The 13,916-nt window shown below is 55.5% G+C and carries 28 protein-coding genes; all 28 read right to left on the reverse strand.

The window, feature by feature from the left end; translation table 11 throughout:
* Nucleotides 1-55 precede the first annotated feature (55 nt).
* Entirely contained in the window at nucleotides 56-442 is a 387-nt protein-coding gene (gene rplQ, locus NPS47_RS05655; protein WP_002555463.1) for a 50S ribosomal protein L17, read from the reverse strand.
* 42 nt (nucleotides 443-484) lie between these two features.
* Nucleotides 485-1,486, reverse strand: coding sequence for a DNA-directed RNA polymerase subunit alpha (locus tag NPS47_RS05660; protein ID WP_003186012.1), 1,002 nt, complete (start codon nucleotides 1,484-1,486; stop codon nucleotides 485-487).
* 22 nt (nucleotides 1,487-1,508) lie between these two features.
* A complete protein-coding gene (rpsD, locus tag NPS47_RS05665; protein WP_038606186.1) occupies nucleotides 1,509-2,129 on the reverse strand; it encodes a 30S ribosomal protein S4 in 621 nt (206 codons plus the stop codon).
* Between the two features lie 15 nt (nucleotides 2,130-2,144).
* On the reverse strand, nucleotides 2,145-2,534 hold the full coding sequence (gene rpsK, locus NPS47_RS05670) for a 30S ribosomal protein S11 (protein ID WP_002555466.1): 390 nt from the start codon (nucleotides 2,532-2,534) through the stop codon (nucleotides 2,145-2,147).
* A 30-nt stretch (nucleotides 2,535-2,564) separates the two neighbouring features.
* A complete protein-coding gene (gene rpsM, locus NPS47_RS05675) occupies nucleotides 2,565-2,921 on the reverse strand; it encodes a 30S ribosomal protein S13 (protein ID WP_028944477.1) in 357 nt (118 codons plus the stop codon).
* Nucleotides 2,922-3,052: 131 nt separating this feature from the next.
* Entirely contained in the window at nucleotides 3,053-3,169 is a 117-nt protein-coding gene (gene rpmJ / locus NPS47_RS05680) for a 50S ribosomal protein L36 (RefSeq protein ID WP_002555468.1), read from the reverse strand.
* A 28-nt stretch (nucleotides 3,170-3,197) separates the two neighbouring features.
* A complete protein-coding gene (gene secY / locus NPS47_RS05685) occupies nucleotides 3,198-4,529 on the reverse strand; it encodes a preprotein translocase subunit SecY (RefSeq protein ID WP_010220319.1) in 1,332 nt (443 codons plus the stop codon).
* The gene (gene rplO, locus NPS47_RS05690; RefSeq protein ID WP_010220318.1) at nucleotides 4,530-4,964 is read right to left on the reverse strand and encodes a 50S ribosomal protein L15; all 435 of its coding nucleotides are present in this window, start codon (nucleotides 4,962-4,964) and stop codon (nucleotides 4,530-4,532) included.
* 3 nt (nucleotides 4,965-4,967) lie between these two features.
* Nucleotides 4,968-5,144 (reverse strand): 50S ribosomal protein L30, encoded by a 177-nt coding sequence (rpmD, locus tag NPS47_RS05695; RefSeq protein WP_010220317.1) that lies wholly within the window; start codon nucleotides 5,142-5,144, stop codon nucleotides 4,968-4,970.
* A 2-nt stretch (nucleotides 5,145-5,146) separates the two neighbouring features.
* Nucleotides 5,147-5,647 (reverse strand): 30S ribosomal protein S5, encoded by a 501-nt coding sequence (gene rpsE, locus NPS47_RS05700; protein WP_010220316.1) that lies wholly within the window; start codon nucleotides 5,645-5,647, stop codon nucleotides 5,147-5,149.
* Between the two features lie 3 nt (nucleotides 5,648-5,650).
* Nucleotides 5,651-6,001, reverse strand: coding sequence for a 50S ribosomal protein L18 (gene rplR, locus NPS47_RS05705; protein ID WP_038606178.1), 351 nt, complete (start codon nucleotides 5,999-6,001; stop codon nucleotides 5,651-5,653).
* A gap of 10 nt (nucleotides 6,002-6,011) precedes the next feature.
* Complete coding sequence (gene rplF / locus NPS47_RS05710; RefSeq protein WP_107024809.1) at nucleotides 6,012-6,545, reverse strand: 50S ribosomal protein L6; 534 nt, start codon at nucleotides 6,543-6,545, stop codon at nucleotides 6,012-6,014.
* Between the two features lie 12 nt (nucleotides 6,546-6,557).
* Nucleotides 6,558-6,950 (reverse strand): 30S ribosomal protein S8, encoded by a 393-nt coding sequence (rpsH, locus tag NPS47_RS05715; protein ID WP_010220313.1) that lies wholly within the window; start codon nucleotides 6,948-6,950, stop codon nucleotides 6,558-6,560.
* A 209-nt stretch (nucleotides 6,951-7,159) separates the two neighbouring features.
* A complete protein-coding gene (gene rpsN, locus NPS47_RS05720) occupies nucleotides 7,160-7,465 on the reverse strand; it encodes a 30S ribosomal protein S14 (RefSeq protein ID WP_038606172.1) in 306 nt (101 codons plus the stop codon).
* 13 nt (nucleotides 7,466-7,478) lie between these two features.
* The gene (gene rplE / locus NPS47_RS05725; protein ID WP_028944480.1) at nucleotides 7,479-8,018 is read right to left on the reverse strand and encodes a 50S ribosomal protein L5; all 540 of its coding nucleotides are present in this window, start codon (nucleotides 8,016-8,018) and stop codon (nucleotides 7,479-7,481) included.
* 20 nt (nucleotides 8,019-8,038) lie between these two features.
* A complete protein-coding gene (gene rplX / locus NPS47_RS05730) occupies nucleotides 8,039-8,353 on the reverse strand; it encodes a 50S ribosomal protein L24 (protein ID WP_009397501.1) in 315 nt (104 codons plus the stop codon).
* An 11-nt stretch (nucleotides 8,354-8,364) separates the two neighbouring features.
* Nucleotides 8,365-8,733 carry a 50S ribosomal protein L14 gene (rplN, locus tag NPS47_RS05735; RefSeq protein ID WP_002555479.1) on the reverse strand — a complete coding sequence of 123 codons (369 nt, stop codon included), beginning with the start codon at nucleotides 8,731-8,733 and terminating at the stop codon, nucleotides 8,365-8,367.
* Between the two features lie 23 nt (nucleotides 8,734-8,756).
* The gene (gene rpsQ / locus NPS47_RS05740; RefSeq protein ID WP_028944481.1) at nucleotides 8,757-9,023 is read right to left on the reverse strand and encodes a 30S ribosomal protein S17; all 267 of its coding nucleotides are present in this window, start codon (nucleotides 9,021-9,023) and stop codon (nucleotides 8,757-8,759) included.
* 2 nt (nucleotides 9,024-9,025) lie between these two features.
* Nucleotides 9,026-9,217, reverse strand: coding sequence for a 50S ribosomal protein L29 (rpmC, locus tag NPS47_RS05745; RefSeq protein WP_002555481.1), 192 nt, complete (start codon nucleotides 9,215-9,217; stop codon nucleotides 9,026-9,028).
* A complete protein-coding gene (gene rplP, locus NPS47_RS05750) occupies nucleotides 9,217-9,630 on the reverse strand; it encodes a 50S ribosomal protein L16 (protein ID WP_003255479.1) in 414 nt (137 codons plus the stop codon). Before rplP ends, rpmC begins: the two co-directional genes overlap by 1 nt.
* Before the next feature lie 12 nt (nucleotides 9,631-9,642).
* Nucleotides 9,643-10,329: a 30S ribosomal protein S3 gene (gene rpsC, locus NPS47_RS05755; RefSeq protein WP_010220308.1), complete on the reverse strand. Its 687-nt coding sequence runs from the start codon at nucleotides 10,327-10,329 to the stop codon at nucleotides 9,643-9,645.
* 13 nt (nucleotides 10,330-10,342) lie between these two features.
* Nucleotides 10,343-10,675, reverse strand: coding sequence for a 50S ribosomal protein L22 (gene rplV, locus NPS47_RS05760; RefSeq protein ID WP_003103908.1), 333 nt, complete (start codon nucleotides 10,673-10,675; stop codon nucleotides 10,343-10,345).
* An 11-nt stretch (nucleotides 10,676-10,686) separates the two neighbouring features.
* Nucleotides 10,687-10,962 carry a 30S ribosomal protein S19 gene (gene rpsS / locus NPS47_RS05765; RefSeq protein WP_002555486.1) on the reverse strand — a complete coding sequence of 92 codons (276 nt, stop codon included), beginning with the start codon at nucleotides 10,960-10,962 and terminating at the stop codon, nucleotides 10,687-10,689.
* A 16-nt stretch (nucleotides 10,963-10,978) separates the two neighbouring features.
* Nucleotides 10,979-11,803: a 50S ribosomal protein L2 gene (rplB, locus tag NPS47_RS05770; protein ID WP_038606161.1), complete on the reverse strand. Its 825-nt coding sequence runs from the start codon at nucleotides 11,801-11,803 to the stop codon at nucleotides 10,979-10,981.
* Nucleotides 11,804-11,817: 14 nt separating this feature from the next.
* Nucleotides 11,818-12,117 carry a 50S ribosomal protein L23 gene (rplW, locus tag NPS47_RS05775; RefSeq protein ID WP_010220306.1) on the reverse strand — a complete coding sequence of 100 codons (300 nt, stop codon included), beginning with the start codon at nucleotides 12,115-12,117 and terminating at the stop codon, nucleotides 11,818-11,820.
* On the reverse strand, nucleotides 12,114-12,716 hold the full coding sequence (gene rplD / locus NPS47_RS05780) for a 50S ribosomal protein L4 (RefSeq protein WP_010220305.1): 603 nt from the start codon (nucleotides 12,714-12,716) through the stop codon (nucleotides 12,114-12,116). The genes rplW and rplD overlap by 4 nt, the downstream gene beginning before the upstream one ends.
* A 12-nt stretch (nucleotides 12,717-12,728) precedes the next feature.
* Nucleotides 12,729-13,364 carry a 50S ribosomal protein L3 gene (gene rplC / locus NPS47_RS05785; protein ID WP_028944484.1) on the reverse strand — a complete coding sequence of 212 codons (636 nt, stop codon included), beginning with the start codon at nucleotides 13,362-13,364 and terminating at the stop codon, nucleotides 12,729-12,731.
* Nucleotides 13,365-13,444: 80 nt separating this feature from the next.
* Complete coding sequence (gene rpsJ / locus NPS47_RS05790; RefSeq protein WP_003186070.1) at nucleotides 13,445-13,756, reverse strand: 30S ribosomal protein S10; 312 nt, start codon at nucleotides 13,754-13,756, stop codon at nucleotides 13,445-13,447.
* Between the last annotated feature and the right edge of the window lie 160 nt (nucleotides 13,757-13,916).

Genomic DNA, 13,916 nt, shown 5'->3' on the forward strand with positions numbered 1-13,916 from the left:
ATCAAGACACAAAAAACCGGGCACTAGGCCCGGTTTCTTGTTTCAGACTGACGTCTTATTCAGCAGCTTCTACCGAACCACCGACAGGACGATCAACCAGCTCGACGTACGCCATTGGTGCGTTATCGCCAGCGCGGAAGCCGCACTTGAGGATACGCAGGTAGCCGCCCTGACGGGTGGCATAGCGCTTGCCCAGATCGTTGAACAGCTTACCGACGATTTCTTTCGAACGGGTACGGTCGAAAGCCAGACGACGGTTAGCTACGCTGTCTTCCTTGGCCAGGGTGATCAGCGGCTCGGCAACGCGGCGCAGTTCCTTGGCTTTTGGCAGGGTAGTTTTGATCAGCTCGTGCTCGAACAGCGACACCGCCATGTTCTGGAACATAGCCTTGCGGTGAGAGCTGGTACGGCTCAGGTGACGTCCACTTTTACGATGACGCATGATTCATTCCTTACCAAACACTACGTTCGGTGATTACGACGATCAGGCAGTCGCCTTGTCGTCTTTCTTAAGACTTGCAGGCGGCCAGTTGTCGAGGCGCATGCCGAGGGACAGACCACGGGAGGCCAGAACGTCCTTGATTTCAGTCAGGGACTTCTTGCCCAGGTTCGGAGTCTTCAACAGTTCTACTTCGGTGCGCTGAATCAGATCGCCGATGTAGTAAATGTTCTCCGCCTTAAGGCAGTTGGCCGAACGCACGGTCAATTCCAGATCGTCAACCGGACGAAGCAGGATCGGATCGATCTCGTCTTCCTGTTCGACTACCACAGGTTCGCTGTCACCTTTGAGGTCGACGAACGCAGCCAGCTGCTGTTGCAGGATGGTTGCAGCACGACGGATAGCCTCTTCAGGATCCAGAGTACCGTTGGTTTCCAGATCAATAACCAGCTTGTCCAGGTTGGTACGCTGCTCGACACGGGCGTTTTCCACCACGTATGCGATACGGCGAACCGGGCTGAACGAAGAGTCGAGCTGCAAGCGACCAATGCTGCGGCTTTCGTCTTCATCGCTCTGACGCGAATCGGCCGGCTCATAACCACGACCACGAGCTACGGTGAGCTTCATGTTCAGGGCGCCGTTAGACGCCAGGTTAGCGATTACGTGATCGGGGTTAACGATCTCGACATCATGATCCAGCTGAATATCGGCAGCGGTAACCACCCCCGAACCCTTTTTCGACAAGGTCAGCGTAACTTCGTCACGACCGTGCAGTTTGATAGCCAGGCCTTTCAGGTTCAACAGGATTTCAATGACGTCTTCCTGTACACCTTCGATTGCCGAGTACTCGTGGAGTACACCGTCAATCTCGGCCTCGACTACTGCACAGCCAGGCATAGAGGACAACAGGATGCGGCGCAGCGCGTTGCCCAGGGTATGGCCAAAGCCACGCTCGAGAGGCTCGAGCGTGATTTTAGCGCGGGTTGGACTGACGACCTGCACATCAATGTGGCGGGGCGTCAGGAACTCATTTACCGAAATCTGCATGGATGCACCTATTTTCTAGCCCTTACTTGGAGTAGAGCTCGACAATCAGGCTTTCGTTGATGTCGGCGGACAGGTCGCTGCGAGCAGGAACGTTCTTGAAAACGCCCGACTTCTTGGCAGCATCCACATCTACCCACTCAACGCGGCCACGCTGGGCGCACAGTTCAAGGGCTTGAACAATGCGCAGCTGGTTCTGCGACTTCTCGCGAACCGCGACCACGTCACCCGGACGAACTTGGTAGGACGGAATGTTTACAGTCTTGCCGTTGATGCTGATCGCTTTGTGCGAAACCAGCTGACGGGATTCGGCACGAGTAGCGCCAAAGCCCATACGATAAACGACGTTATCCAGACGGCATTCGAGCAGCTGCAGCAGGTTCTCGCCGGTTGCACCCTTCTTGGAGGCTGCTTCCTTGTAGTAACCGCTGAACTGACGCTCGAGAACGCCATAGATGCGACGTACTTTTTGTTTCTCGCGCAGCTGGGTGCCGTAGTCGGACTGACGGCCACGGCGCTGGCCGTGGATACCTGGGGCTGCTTCGATGTTGCACTTCGATTCCAGAGCGCGAACGCCGCTCTTCAGGAACAGATCGGTGCCTTCACGACGAGACAGTTTGCATTTTGGACCAATGTAACGTGCCATTTATCTGTCTCCTGATTACACGCGGCGCTTCTTCGGCGGACGGCACCCGTTATGCGGGATTGGCGTCACGTCGGTGATGCTGGCGATCTTATAGCCACAACCGTTCAAAGCACGAACAGCGGACTCACGACCTGGACCTGGACCCTTGACGTTAACGTCGAGGTTCTTCAGACCATATTCCAGCGCAGCTTGACCAGCACGCTCAGCAGCTACTTGAGCAGCGAACGGGGTGGACTTGCGGGAACCGCGGAAACCCGAACCGCCGGAGGTAGCCCAGGACAGAGCGTTACCTTGACGATCGGTGATGGTCACGATGGTGTTGTTGAAAGACGCGTGGATGTGGGCGATGCCATCAACCACTGTCTTTTTGACTTTTTTACGAGGACGAGCAGCAGGTTTTGCCATTTCTAAATTCCTGTCGATTCGCTGGTGCGATTACTTGCGGATCGGCTTACGCGGGCCCTTACGGGTACGCGCGTTGGTCTTGGTACGCTGACCGCGTACTGGCAGACCCCGACGATGACGCAGGCCGCGGTAGCAACCCAGGTCCATCAACCGCTTGATTTTCATGTTGATGTCACGGCGCAGATCACCTTCGGTGATGTACTTCGCAACTTCAGTACGCAGCGATTCAACCTGCTCGTCGCTCAGATCCTTGATCTTAGCGGCTGGGTTGACCCCAGTCTCTACACAGATTTTCTGTGCAGTAGTGCGACCAACACCATAGATGTAGGTCAGCGAGATAACAGTGTGCTTGTTATCTGGAATGTTGACGCCTGCAATACGGGCCATTCAGTGGGACTCCAATTGACAGCTACCTACGCCCCGGAAGCCAAGAAATAGGGCGCGAGATAATATCGCTGTAGAAACAAATAATCAACCCAGCAGCGCACTAGCTGCTGGGTTTGTAGCGCAAATCACACTCAGCCTTGGCGCTGCTTGTGACGTGGTTCCGCACTGCAAATTACTCGAACAACACCTTCGCGGCGAATAATCTTGCAGTTACGGCACAGCTTTTTCACCGATGCACGAACTTTCATCACCAACTCCTCGAACCTTAAGGGTCTCTCAGCGCAGCAAACCGCTGCCACCGTAGCCTTTCAGGTTGGCTTTCTTCATCAGGGATTCGTACTGGTGCGAAACGAGGTGCGATTGTACTTGGGACATGAAGTCCATCACAACCACTACCACAATCAGCAACGAGGTCCCGCCAAGGTAGAACGGAACGTTTGCAGCAACCACCAGGAACTGGGGAAGCAGACAGACGGCCGTCATATAAAGAGCACCGAACATGGTCAAGCGGGTCAGAACGCCATCAATGTAGCGCGCCGACTGCTCACCTGGACGGATGCCCGGAATAAAGGCACCGGACTTCTTCAGGTTCTCCGCTACGTCTTTCGGATTGAACATCAACGCCGTATAGAAGAAGCAGAAGAAAATGATCCCTGCACTAAACAGCAGAATATTCAACGGCTGACCAGGAGCGATCGACTGCGAGATGTCCTGCAACCAGCCCATACCTTCGGACTGACCGAACCAGGCACCCAGCGAAGCCGGGAACAGCAAGATGCTGCTCGCGAAAATGGCAGGAATAACGCCCGCCATGTTCACTTTCAGCGGCAAGTGGCTGGTCTGCGCAGCGAAGACCTTGCGGCCCTGCTGACGCTTGGCGTAGTGAACGGCGATACGACGCTGACCACGCTCAATGAACACCACAAAACCGATAATCGCTACTGCCAGCAAACCGATAGCGACCAGAGCGAAAATGTTGATATCGCCTGTACGTGCAGACTCGAAAGACTGCCCGATTGCTCTCGGAAGACCGGCGACGATACCTGCGAAGATCAACATCGAGATACCGTTGCCTACACCGCGCTCCGTGATCTGCTCACCCAGCCACATCATGAACATTGCACCGGCCACAAACGTGGACACTGCAACGAAATGGAAGCCAAAGTCAGCAGAAAACGCCACGCCCTGACCGGCCAGACCAATGGACATGCCAATGGCCTGGACCAGCGCCAGGATTACGGTGCCGTAGCGGGTGTACTGGCTGATCTTGCGACGGCCAGCTTCACCTTCCTTCTTCAACTGCTCCAGCTGCGGGCTGACGGCGGTCATCAACTGCATGATGATCGATGCCGAAATGTACGGCATGATCCCCAGTGCAAAGATGCTCATCCGTTCCAGCGCGCCGCCGGAAAACATGTTGAACAAGCTAAGAATGGTCCCCTCATTCTGTCGAAACAGTTCCGCCAGCCGGTCCGGGTTGATACCTGGAACTGGGATGTGTGCGCCTATCCGATAGACGATGATCGCCAGAAACAGAAAACGCAGACGAGCCCAAAGTTCAGACATCCCGCCTTTGCCGAGCGAAGAGAGAGCACCTTGCTTAGCCATTTATTCCTCGAACTTGCCGCCAGCTGCTTCGATAGCCGCACGCGCACCTTTGGTGGCTGCGATACCCTTGATGGTGACCGCGCGAGTAACTTCGCCCGACAGCATGATTTTCACACGCTGTACGTTCTGGTTAATCACGTTGGCATCCTTCAGGGATTGCACGGTGACAACGTCGCCTTCCACTTTGGCCAGCTCGGACAGACGCACTTCGGCGCGATCCATGGCTTTCAGGGAAACGAAGCCGAATTTCGGCAGACGACGGTGCAGCGGCTGTTGACCGCCTTCAAAGCCTGGAGCGATGGTGCCACCGGAGCGGGAGGTTTGACCTTTGTGACCACGGCCACCAGTCTTACCCAAACCACTACCGATACCACGACCCGGACGATGCTTCTCGCGACGGGAACCCGGCGCTGGACTCAGATCATTGAGTTTCATCGATTAACCCTCGACGCGCAGCATGTAGTAAGCCTTGTTGATCATCCCGCGGTTCTCGGGAGTATCCAGGACTTCTACAGTGTGACCGATGCGGCGCAGACCCAGACCCTTAACACACAGTTTGTGGTTAGGGAGACGGCCGGCGGTGCTTTTGATCAGCGTTACTTTAACGGTAGCCATGATCAACGGATCTCCTCAACGCTCTTGCCGCGCTTGGCAGCAATGGACTCAGGAGATTGCATAGCTTTCAGACCCTTGAAAGTGGCGTGAACCACGTTTACAGGGTTGGTCGAGCCATAGCACTTGGCCAGGACGTTCTGAACGCCAGCAACTTCCAGGACGGCACGCATTGCGCCACCGGCGATGATACCGGTACCTTCAGAGGCAGGCTGCATGTACACCTTCGACGCGCCATGGGCGGACTTGGTGGCGTACTGCAGAGTGGTGCCGTTCAGGTCAACCTGAATCATGTTGCGGCGAGCAGCTTCCATGGCTTTCTGGATCGCAGCAGGTACTTCGCGCGATTTGCCACGGCCGAAACCAACACGACCCTTGCCATCACCTACCACGGTCAACGCGGTGAAAGTGAAGATACGGCCGCCTTTTACGGTTTTGGCAACGCGGTTAACTTGAACCAGCTTCTCGATGTAGCCTTCGTCGCGCTTTTGATCGTTATTTGCCATAACTTAGAACTCCAGCCCGCCTTCACGAGCAGCATCAGCCAGCGCCTTGACGCGGCCGTGGTACTTGAAGCCGGAACGGTCAAAGGCAACTTGAGATACACCGGCGGCTTTCGCGCGCTCAGCTACCAGCTTGCCAACCTTAGTGGCCGCGTCGATGTTGCCGGTGGCGCCATCACGCAGTTCTTTGTCCAAAGTCGAGGCGCTGGCCAGGACTTTGCTGCCGTCGGCCGAAAGGACCTGGGCATAGATGTGCTGCGAGGAGCGGAACACGCAGAGACGCACGACTTCGAGTTCGTGCATTTTCAGGCGTGCTTTGCGAGCGCGACGCAGTCGAGTAACTTTTTTGTCGGTCATTTGCTAGGCCCTACTTCTTCTTGGCTTCTTTACGACGGACGACTTCGTCCGCGTAACGCACACCCTTGCCTTTGTACGGCTCTGGTGGACGGAAGTCGCGGATTTCAGCGGCCACCTGACCTACCAGCTGCTTGTCGATACCCTTGATCAGGATATCGGTCTGGCTTGGGGTCTCAGCGGTGATACCCGCTGGCAGTTCGTAATCCACTGGATGCGAGAAGCCAAGCGCCAGGTTCAGCACGGTGCCTTTGGCTTGTGCTTTGTAACCAACACCGACCAGCTGGAGCTTGCGCTCGAAGCCTTGGCTTACGCCTTGGACCATGTTGTTAACCAGGGCACGGGTGGTACCGGCCATTGCGCGAGTTTGTTGATCGCCATTGCGAGCAGCGAAACGCAGCTCACCAGCTTCTTCAACGACTTCTACGGACGAGTGAACGTTCAGTTCGAGAGTGCCCTTGGCACCCTTCACCGAAAGCTGTTGGCCGACGAATTTGATTTCGACGCCAGCTGGCAGCTTAACGGGGTTCTTAGCGACGCGAGACATGCTTATCCCCCCTTAGAACACTGTGCAGAGAACTTCGCCGCCGACACCGGCAGCGCGCGCAGCACGATCAGTCATCACACCTTTGTTGGTGGAGACGATAGACACGCCCAGACCGCCACGTACTTTCGGCAGTTCTTCGACGGACTTGTACTGACGCAGGCCTGGACGACTTACGCGCTTGACTTCCTCGATGACCGGACGGCCTTCGAAGTATTTCAGCTCGATGGAAAGCGATGGTTTTACTTCGCTGCTGACCTGATAGCCAGCGATGTAACCTTCGTCTTTCAGAACTTTGGCTACCGCAACCTTCAGAGTCGACGAAGGCATGCTTACGACGGACTTTTCAGCCATCTGGGCATTACGGATGCGAGTTAGCATGTCCGCTAACGGGTCCTGCATACTCATGGGCTAGACGCTCCTGATACAAGAAAAATTAGCCTCTCGGCTACTACAGTCGCCTGAGCGCGCCAGATCAAAAAACCCGGGCTCAGGAGAGCCGGTCATTCTAGACAGTTCCCAGAAACGAAACAAGCCCCAGAAGGGGCTTGTTTCGTTGCAAAGTCACCGGTGGTCGGAAGATTGCTCCCCCGCCACCTGGACGCTGCCGGCACGTCTTACCAGCTGGCTTTAACCAGACCTGGAACGTCACCGCGCATTGCTGCTTCACGCAGCTTGTTACGGCCGAGGCCGAACTTGCGGTAAACGCCGTGTGGACGACCGGTGATGCGGCAACGGTTACGCAGGCGCGAAGCGCTGGCGTCACGTGGTTGCTTCTGCAGAGCTACGACAGCGGCAAAACGCTCTTCTGGAGTTGCTTCCAGATTAACGATGATCGCTTTCAGCTCGGCACGCTTCTTGGCGTACTTGGCAACAGTGAGCTGACGCTTCAGCTCACGGTTTTTCATGCTCTTCTTGGCCATTTTCCTACTCCAATCAGTTGCGGAACGGGAATTTGAAAGCACGCAGCAGAGCGCGGCCTTCGTCATCGTTCTTGGCAGTGGTGGTCAGGGTAATGTCCAGACCGCGCAGAGCATCGATCTTGTCGTAGTCGATTTCCGGGAAGATGATCTGCTCTTTCACGCCCATGCTGTAGTTGCCACGACCATCGAAGGACTTGGCATTCAGGCCGCGGAAGTCGCGAACCCGAGGCAGGGAGATCGCCAGCAGGCGGTCCAGGAATTCGTACATACGATCGCGGCGCAGAGTAACTTTAACGCCGATCGGCCAGCCCTCACGGACTTTGAAGCCCGCGATGGATTTCCGAGCGAAAGTCACAACGGCTTTCTGACCGGTGATCTTCTCCAGGTCAGCAACAGCGTGCTCGATGACTTTTTTGTCGCCGACAGCTTCGCCCAGACCCATGTTCAGGGTGATCTTGGTAACGCGCGGAACTTCCATCACGTTCGCCAGCTTAAGTTCTTCCTTAAGCTTCGGAGCAATTTCCTTCCGGTAAATCTCTTTCAGTCGTGCCATGGTCTTCTACCTAGCAGTGTTCAAGCATCAACCGCTTTTTGGGTCGACTTGAAGACACGAATTTTCTTGCCGTCTTCTACTTTGAAACCAACGCGGTCAGCCTTGTTGGTTTCGCCGTTGAAAATGGCGACGTTGGAAGCGTGCAGTGGCGCTTCTTTCTCGACGATACCGCCTTGTACGCCCGACATCGGGTTAGGCTTGGTATGACGCTTCACCAGGTTGATCCCACCAACGACCAGACGGTCGTCAGCGAGAACCTTGAGCACCTTACCGCGCTTACCTTTGTCTTTGCCGGCGATCACGATGATCTCGTCGTCACGACGAATCTTTTGCATGTCGGATCTCCTTACAGCACTTCTGGGGCGAGCGAGACGATCTTCATGAACTTCTCAGTACGAAGTTCACGGGTCACTGGCCCAAAGATACGGGTGCCGATCGGCTCTTGCTTGTTGTTCAGCAGAACAGCAGCATTGCCATCAAAGCGGATGATGGAGCCGTCAGCGCGACGGACACCGTGGCGAGTGCGGACTACAACAGCAGTCATCACTTGGCCTTTCTTCACTTTACCGCGCGGAATTGCTTCCTTGACGGTTACCTTGATGATGTCACCGATGCCGGCGTAACGGCGGTGCGAACCGCCGAGAACCTTGATGCACATGACGCGACGAGCGCCGCTGTTATCGGCCACATCGAGCATGGATTGAGTCTGAATCATAAAATTTCTCCGACCCTTAGCCCTTAGACTTCAACAGCGCGTTCGAGAACTTCAACCAGTGCCCAAGCTTTGGTCTTGGCCAGCGGACGAGTCTCGCGGATGGAGACCTTGTCGCCGATGTGGCACTGGTTGGTTTCGTCGTGCGCGTGCAGCTTAGTCGAACGCTTAACGTATTTACCGTAGATCGGGTGCTTTACGCGACGCTCGATCAGTACGGTGATGGTTTTGTCCATCTTGTCGCTGACGACACGGCCAGTCAGCGTACGGACGGTTTTTTCAGCTTCAGCCATGATCACTTACCTGCCTGCTGGTTGAGCACAGTTTTCACGCGAGCGATGTCACGCTTAACTTGCGAGAGCAGGTGCGACTGCCCCAACTGGCCAGTTGCTTTCTGCATACGCAGATTGAACTGGTCGCGCAGCAAGCCGAGCAGTTGCTCGTTCAGCTGCTGTGCTGATTTTTCACGAAGTTCATTCGCTTTCATCACATCACCGTCCGCTTAACAAAGGAGGTGGCGAGAGGCAACTTTGCAGCTGCCAAGGCGAAAGCCTCACGCGCCAGCTCTTCAGAAACACCCTCGATCTCGTACAGGACTTTGCCTGGCTGGATCTGGGCAACCCAGTACTCCACGGAGCCTTTACCTTTACCCATCCGCACTTCGAGAGGCTTCTTGGAGATCGGCTTGTCCGGGAACACACGGATCCAGATTTTACCGCCACGTTTTACGTGACGGGTCAGAGCACGACGTGCCGACTCAATCTGGCGGGCGGTGAGACGACCGCGAGCAACAGCTTTCAGAGCAAACTCGCCGAAGCTGACTTTGCTACCGCGCAGTGCCAGACCACGGTTGTGGCCAGTCATCTGCTTGCGGAATTTTGTACGCTTTGGTTGCAACATTTGGCGTACCCCTTACTTAGCAGCTTTTTTACGAGGCGCTGGTGCTTGTGGTTTCAGTTCTTCTTGGCGACCACCAATAACTTCGCCTTTGAAAATCCAAACCTTCACACCGATCACACCGTAAGTGGTGTGAGCTTCGTAAGTGGCATAGTCGATATCAGCACGCAGGGTGTGCAGCGGCACACGACCTTCGCGATACCATTCAGTACGTGCGATTTCAGCACCACCGAGACGACCGCTCACCTGGATCTTGATGCCTTTGGCACCAATGCGCATGGCGTTCTGTACGGCGCGCTTCATGGCGCGACGGAACATCACACGACGCTCCAGCTGCTGAGCTACGCTCTGAGCAACCAGCATACCGTCGAGTTCCGGCTTGCGGATCTCTTCGATATTGATGTGCACAGGCACACCCATTTGCTTGGTCAGGTCCTGACGCAGTTTTTCAACATCTTCACCTTTCTTCCCGATAACGATACCTGGACGAGCGGTGTGGATGGTGATGCGTGCAGTTTGAGCCGGACGATGGATATCGATACGGCTAACGGACGCGCTTTTTAGTTTGTCTTGGAGGTACTCACGCACATTCAGATCTGCGAGCAAATAGTCCGCATAAGTCCGACCGTCTGCGTACCAGACGGAGGTGTGCTCCTTGACGATTCCCAGGCGAATGCCAGTGGGATGTACTTTCTGACCCATCTGATCGACTCCGTTACTTGTCCGCAACCTTGACAGTGATATGGCAAGACCGCTTGACGATGCGATCAGCGCGGCCTTTGGCACGCGGCATGATGCGCTTCAGCGAACGCCCTTCGTTGACGAAAACGGTGGAGACCTTCAGGTCATCAACGTCTGCGCCTTCGTTATGCTCGGCGTTGGCTACGGCCGACTCGAGGACTTTCTTCATGATTTCAGCGGCTTTTTTGCTGCTGAAAGCCAACAGGTTGAGCGCTTCGCCCACCTTCTTCCCGCGGATCTGGTCGGCGACCAAGCGGGCTTTCTGGGCGGAGATTCGAGCGCCCGACAACTTAGCGGCTACTTCCATTTCCTTACCCCTTAACGCTTGGCTTTCTTGTCAGCCACGTGCCCACGATAAGTGCGGGTACCGGCAAACTCGCCCAGTTTATGGCCGACCATGTCTTCGTTCACGAGAACTGGGACGTGTTGGCGACCGTTGTGTACCGCGATGGTCAGACCGACCATTTGTGGCAGGATCATGGAACGGCGCGACCAGGTCTTAACTGGTTTGCGATCGTTCTTTTCCGCCGCCACTTCGATCTTCTTCAGTAGGTGAAGATCGATAAAAGGACCTTTTTTCAGAGAACGTGGCACTGTCGTATCCCTCTATTTACTTGCGACGACGGACGATCATATTGTCGGTACGCTTATTACCACGAGTCTTCGCGCCCTTAGTCGGGAAGCCCCATGGCGATACCGGATGACGACCACCGGAGGTACGACCTTCACCACCACCATGTGGGTGGTCAACCGGGTTCATGGCAACACCACGAACGGTTGGGCGAACGCCACGCCAGCGTTTGGCACCAGCTTTACCCAGCGAACGCAGGCTGTGCTCGGAGTTCGAGACTTCGCCCAGGGTCGCACGGCATTCAGCCAGGACTTTACGCATTTCACCAGAGCGCAGACGCAGGGTCACATAGACACCTTCGCGAGCGATCAGCTGAGCCGAAGCACCAGCGGAACGAGCGATCTGTGCACCTTTGCCCGGCTTCAGTTCGATGCCGTGAATGGTGCTACCCACTGGGATGTTGCGCAGTTGCAGGGAGTTGCCTGGCTTGATTGGAGCCAGAGCGCCTGCGATCAGCTGGTCGCCAGCAGCAACGCCTTTAGGGGCGATGATGTAGCGGCGCTCGCCGTCTGCGTAGCACAGCAGTGCGATGTGAGCAGTACGGTTTGGATCGTATTCGATACGCTCGACAGTGGCGACGATGCCATCTTTGTCGTTGCGACGGAAGTCGACCATACGGTAATGCTGCTTATGACCACCACCTACGTGACGAGTAGTGATGCGGCCATTGTTGTTACGACCACCAGACTTCGATTTCTTCTCGAGCAGCGGTGCGTGAGGAGCGCCTTTATGCAGCTCCTTGTTGACCACCTTGACCACGAAACGGCGGCCAGGGGAAGTCGGTTTGCATTTAACGATTGCCATGATGCACCCCTTCCTTACTCAGCACTGCTGCTGAAATCGAGATCTTGGCCTGGCTGAAGGGAGACGATCGCCTTCTTCCAGTCATTGCGCTTGCCCAGACCACGTGCGGTACGCTTGGTTTTACCCAGAACGTTAACAGTCGACACGTTTTCGACTTTTACGCCGAACAGGCCTTCGACAGCTTTCTTGATTTCCAGCTTGGTTGCATCAGTAGCAACCTTGAATACGAACTGGCCTTTTTTCTCAGCCAGAACGGTAGCCTTCTCGGAAACGTGCGGGCCAAGGAGGACTTTAAATACGCGTTCCTGGTTCATCCCAGCAGCTCCTCGAATTTCTTCACGGCCGACACAGTGATCAACACTTTGTCGTATGCGATCAGACTGACCGGATCGGAACCCTGTACGTCACGTACGTCGACGTGCGGCAGGTTACGAGCAGCCAGGTACAGATTCTGATCAACAGCGTCAGAAACGATCAGTACGTCGCTCAGACCCATGCCGTTCAGCTTGTTCAGCAGGTCTTTGGTTTTCGGTGCTTCAACAGCGAAGTCCTGAACCACGACCAGACGGTCGGTACGCACCAGCTCAGCGAGGATGGAACGCATTGCTGCGCGGTACATCTTCTTGTTGAGCTTCTGCGAGTGGTCTTGAGGACGAGCCGCGAAAGTGGTACCGCCGCCACGCCAGATTGGGCTACGGATAGTACCGGCACGAGCGCGACCAGTACCTTTCTGACGCCATGGGCGCTTACCGCCACCAGCAACGTCGGAACGGGTTTTCTGCTGCTTGGTGCCCTGACGGCCGCCGGCCATGTAGGCCACGACTGCTTGGTGAACCAGCGTCTCGTTGAATTCGCCACCGAAAGTCAGTTCGGAAACTTCGATCGCTTGAGCGTCATTTACATTTAGTTGCATGTCAGCTTCCCCTTAACCGCGAGCCTTGGCAGCCGGACGCACAACCAGATCACCGCCAGTAGCGCCAGGAACGGCACCCTTGACCAGCAACAGATTGCGTTCAGCGTCGACGCGCACTACTTCCAGGGACTGAACGGTCACGCGCTCGGCGCCCATATGACCGGACATTTTTTTGCCCTTGAATACACGACCAGGAGTCTGGCACTGGCCGATAGAGCCCGGGACGCGGTGGGAAACGGAGTTACCGTGGGTGTTATCTTGACCGCGGAAGTTCCAACGCTTGATGGTACCGGCAAAGCCTTTACCTTTCGACTGACCGGTAACATCTACCATTTGGCCAGCAGCGAAGATTTCTGCATTGATCAAGTCGCCAGCCTGGTAGTCGCCTTCTTCAAGACGGAACTCCCAGACACCGCGACCAGCGGCAACGTTCGCTTTAGCGAAGTGACCTGCTTGAGCAGCAGTCACGCGCGAAGCACGACGCTCACCAACAGTGACTTGCACTGCACGGTAGCCATCGGTTTCTTCGGTTTTGAACTGGGTGACGCGATTCGGCTCGATCTCAATGACCGTGACCGGAATGGAGACACCTTCTTCGGTGAAAATACGGGTCATACCGCATTTACGACCGACTACACCAATAGTCATGTTGTAAACCTCATGAGTGTACGGGGCTTTCACCCGCTATGGCCGCCCATTTCAGAGCGTTACACGACTAAGACCGTGTCTTAGCCGAGGCTGATCTGCACTTCCACACCGGCCGCAAGATCAAGCTTCATAAGAGCATCAACGGTTTTATCCGTTGGCTGGACGATGTCCAGAACGCGCTTATGAGTACGGATCTCGTACTGGTCACGCGCGTCTTTGTTGACGTGCGGAGAGACCAGAACGGTGAACCGCTCTTTACGGGTAGGCAGTGGAATTGGACCACGCACTTGAGCACCAGTACGTTTCGCGGTTTCCACGATTTCCTGGGTGGATTGGTCGATCAGGCGATGGTCAAAAGCCTTCAACCTGATACGGATTTGCTGATTTTGCATTGGATTTCAGACTCCAGGCTGCTATTCCCACCGGGCGCACTACGCCCGTTAAAAGGAGGCGTGATTCTATAGACGCCCCTATTGGGTGTCAACCCAATAAAAAAAGCCCCCGCTGAGCGGGGGCCTTTTTCAACCTATCGAGAATTACTCGATGATTTTG

This window comes from Pseudomonas putida (assembly GCF_028682475.1).
Taxonomy (GTDB): domain Bacteria; phylum Pseudomonadota; class Gammaproteobacteria; order Pseudomonadales; family Pseudomonadaceae; genus Aquipseudomonas; species Aquipseudomonas putida_AG.

Excerpts from the sequence above, each read along its gene's own strand:
- rplB (WP_038606161.1), bottom strand. The coding sequence starts at position 11,803 with ATGGCAATCGTTAAATGCAAACCGACTTCCCCTGGCCGCCGTTTCGTG.
- rpsH (WP_010220313.1), bottom strand. The coding sequence starts at position 6,950 with ATGAGTATGCAGGACCCGTTAGCGGACATGCTAACTCGCATCCGTAAT.
- rpsE (WP_010220316.1), bottom strand. The coding sequence starts at position 5,647 with ATGGCAAATAACGATCAAAAGCGCGACGAAGGCTACATCGAGAAGCTG.
- rplV (WP_003103908.1), bottom strand. The coding sequence starts at position 10,675 with ATGGAAGTAGCCGCTAAGTTGTCGGGCGCTCGAATCTCCGCCCAGAAA.
- rplD (WP_010220305.1), bottom strand. The coding sequence starts at position 12,716 with ATGCAACTAAATGTAAATGACGCTCAAGCGATCGAAGTTTCCGAACTG.
- secY (WP_010220319.1), bottom strand. The coding sequence starts at position 4,529 with ATGGCTAAGCAAGGTGCTCTCTCTTCGCTCGGCAAAGGCGGGATGTCT.
- rpmJ (WP_002555468.1), bottom strand. The coding sequence starts at position 3,169 with ATGAAAGTTCGTGCATCGGTGAAAAAGCTGTGCCGTAACTGCAAGATT.
- rplW (WP_010220306.1), bottom strand. The coding sequence starts at position 12,117 with ATGAACCAGGAACGCGTATTTAAAGTCCTCCTTGGCCCGCACGTTTCC.
- rpsC (WP_010220308.1), bottom strand. The coding sequence starts at position 10,329 with ATGGGTCAGAAAGTACATCCCACTGGCATTCGCCTGGGAATCGTCAAG.
- rplR (WP_038606178.1), bottom strand. The coding sequence starts at position 6,001 with ATGACCGACAAAAAAGTTACTCGACTGCGTCGCGCTCGCAAAGCACGC.
- rplP (WP_003255479.1), bottom strand. The coding sequence starts at position 9,630 with ATGTTGCAACCAAAGCGTACAAAATTCCGCAAGCAGATGACTGGCCAC.
- NPS47_RS05660 (WP_003186012.1), bottom strand. The coding sequence starts at position 1,486 with ATGCAGATTTCGGTAAATGAGTTCCTGACGCCCCGCCACATTGATGTG.
- rpmD (WP_010220317.1), bottom strand. The coding sequence starts at position 5,144 with ATGGCTACCGTTAAAGTAACGCTGATCAAAAGCACCGCCGGCCGTCTC.
- rplC (WP_028944484.1), bottom strand. The coding sequence starts at position 13,364 with ATGACTATTGGTGTAGTCGGTCGTAAATGCGGTATGACCCGTATTTTC.
- rpsJ (WP_003186070.1), bottom strand. The coding sequence starts at position 13,756 with ATGCAAAATCAGCAAATCCGTATCAGGTTGAAGGCTTTTGACCATCGC.
- rpsQ (WP_028944481.1), bottom strand. The coding sequence starts at position 9,023 with ATGGCTGAAGCTGAAAAAACCGTCCGTACGCTGACTGGCCGTGTCGTC.
- rplN (WP_002555479.1), bottom strand. The coding sequence starts at position 8,733 with ATGATTCAGACTCAATCCATGCTCGATGTGGCCGATAACAGCGGCGCT.
- rplX (WP_009397501.1), bottom strand. The coding sequence starts at position 8,353 with ATGCAAAAGATTCGTCGTGACGACGAGATCATCGTGATCGCCGGCAAA.
- rpsM (WP_028944477.1), bottom strand. The coding sequence starts at position 2,921 with ATGGCCCGTATTGCAGGCGTCAACATTCCAGATAACAAGCACACTGTT.
- rpmC (WP_002555481.1), bottom strand. The coding sequence starts at position 9,217 with ATGAAAGCGAATGAACTTCGTGAAAAATCAGCACAGCAGCTGAACGAG.
- rplE (WP_028944480.1), bottom strand. The coding sequence starts at position 8,018 with ATGGCACGACTGAAAGAGATTTACCGGAAGGAAATTGCTCCGAAGCTT.
- rplO (WP_010220318.1), bottom strand. The coding sequence starts at position 4,964 with ATGAAACTCAATGATCTGAGTCCAGCGCCGGGTTCCCGTCGCGAGAAG.
- rplF (WP_107024809.1), bottom strand. The coding sequence starts at position 6,545 with ATGTCTCGCGTCGCTAAGAACCCCGTTAAGCTGCCAGCTGGCGTCGAA.
- rpsD (WP_038606186.1), bottom strand. The coding sequence starts at position 2,129 with ATGGCACGTTACATTGGTCCAAAATGCAAACTGTCTCGTCGTGAAGGC.
- rplQ (WP_002555463.1), bottom strand. The coding sequence starts at position 442 with ATGCGTCATCGTAAAAGTGGACGTCACCTGAGCCGTACCAGCTCTCAC.
- rpsK (WP_002555466.1), bottom strand. The coding sequence starts at position 2,534 with ATGGCAAAACCTGCTGCTCGTCCTCGTAAAAAAGTCAAAAAGACAGTG.
- rpsN (WP_038606172.1), bottom strand. The coding sequence starts at position 7,465 with ATGGCCAAGAAGAGCATGAAAAACCGTGAGCTGAAGCGTCAGCTCACT.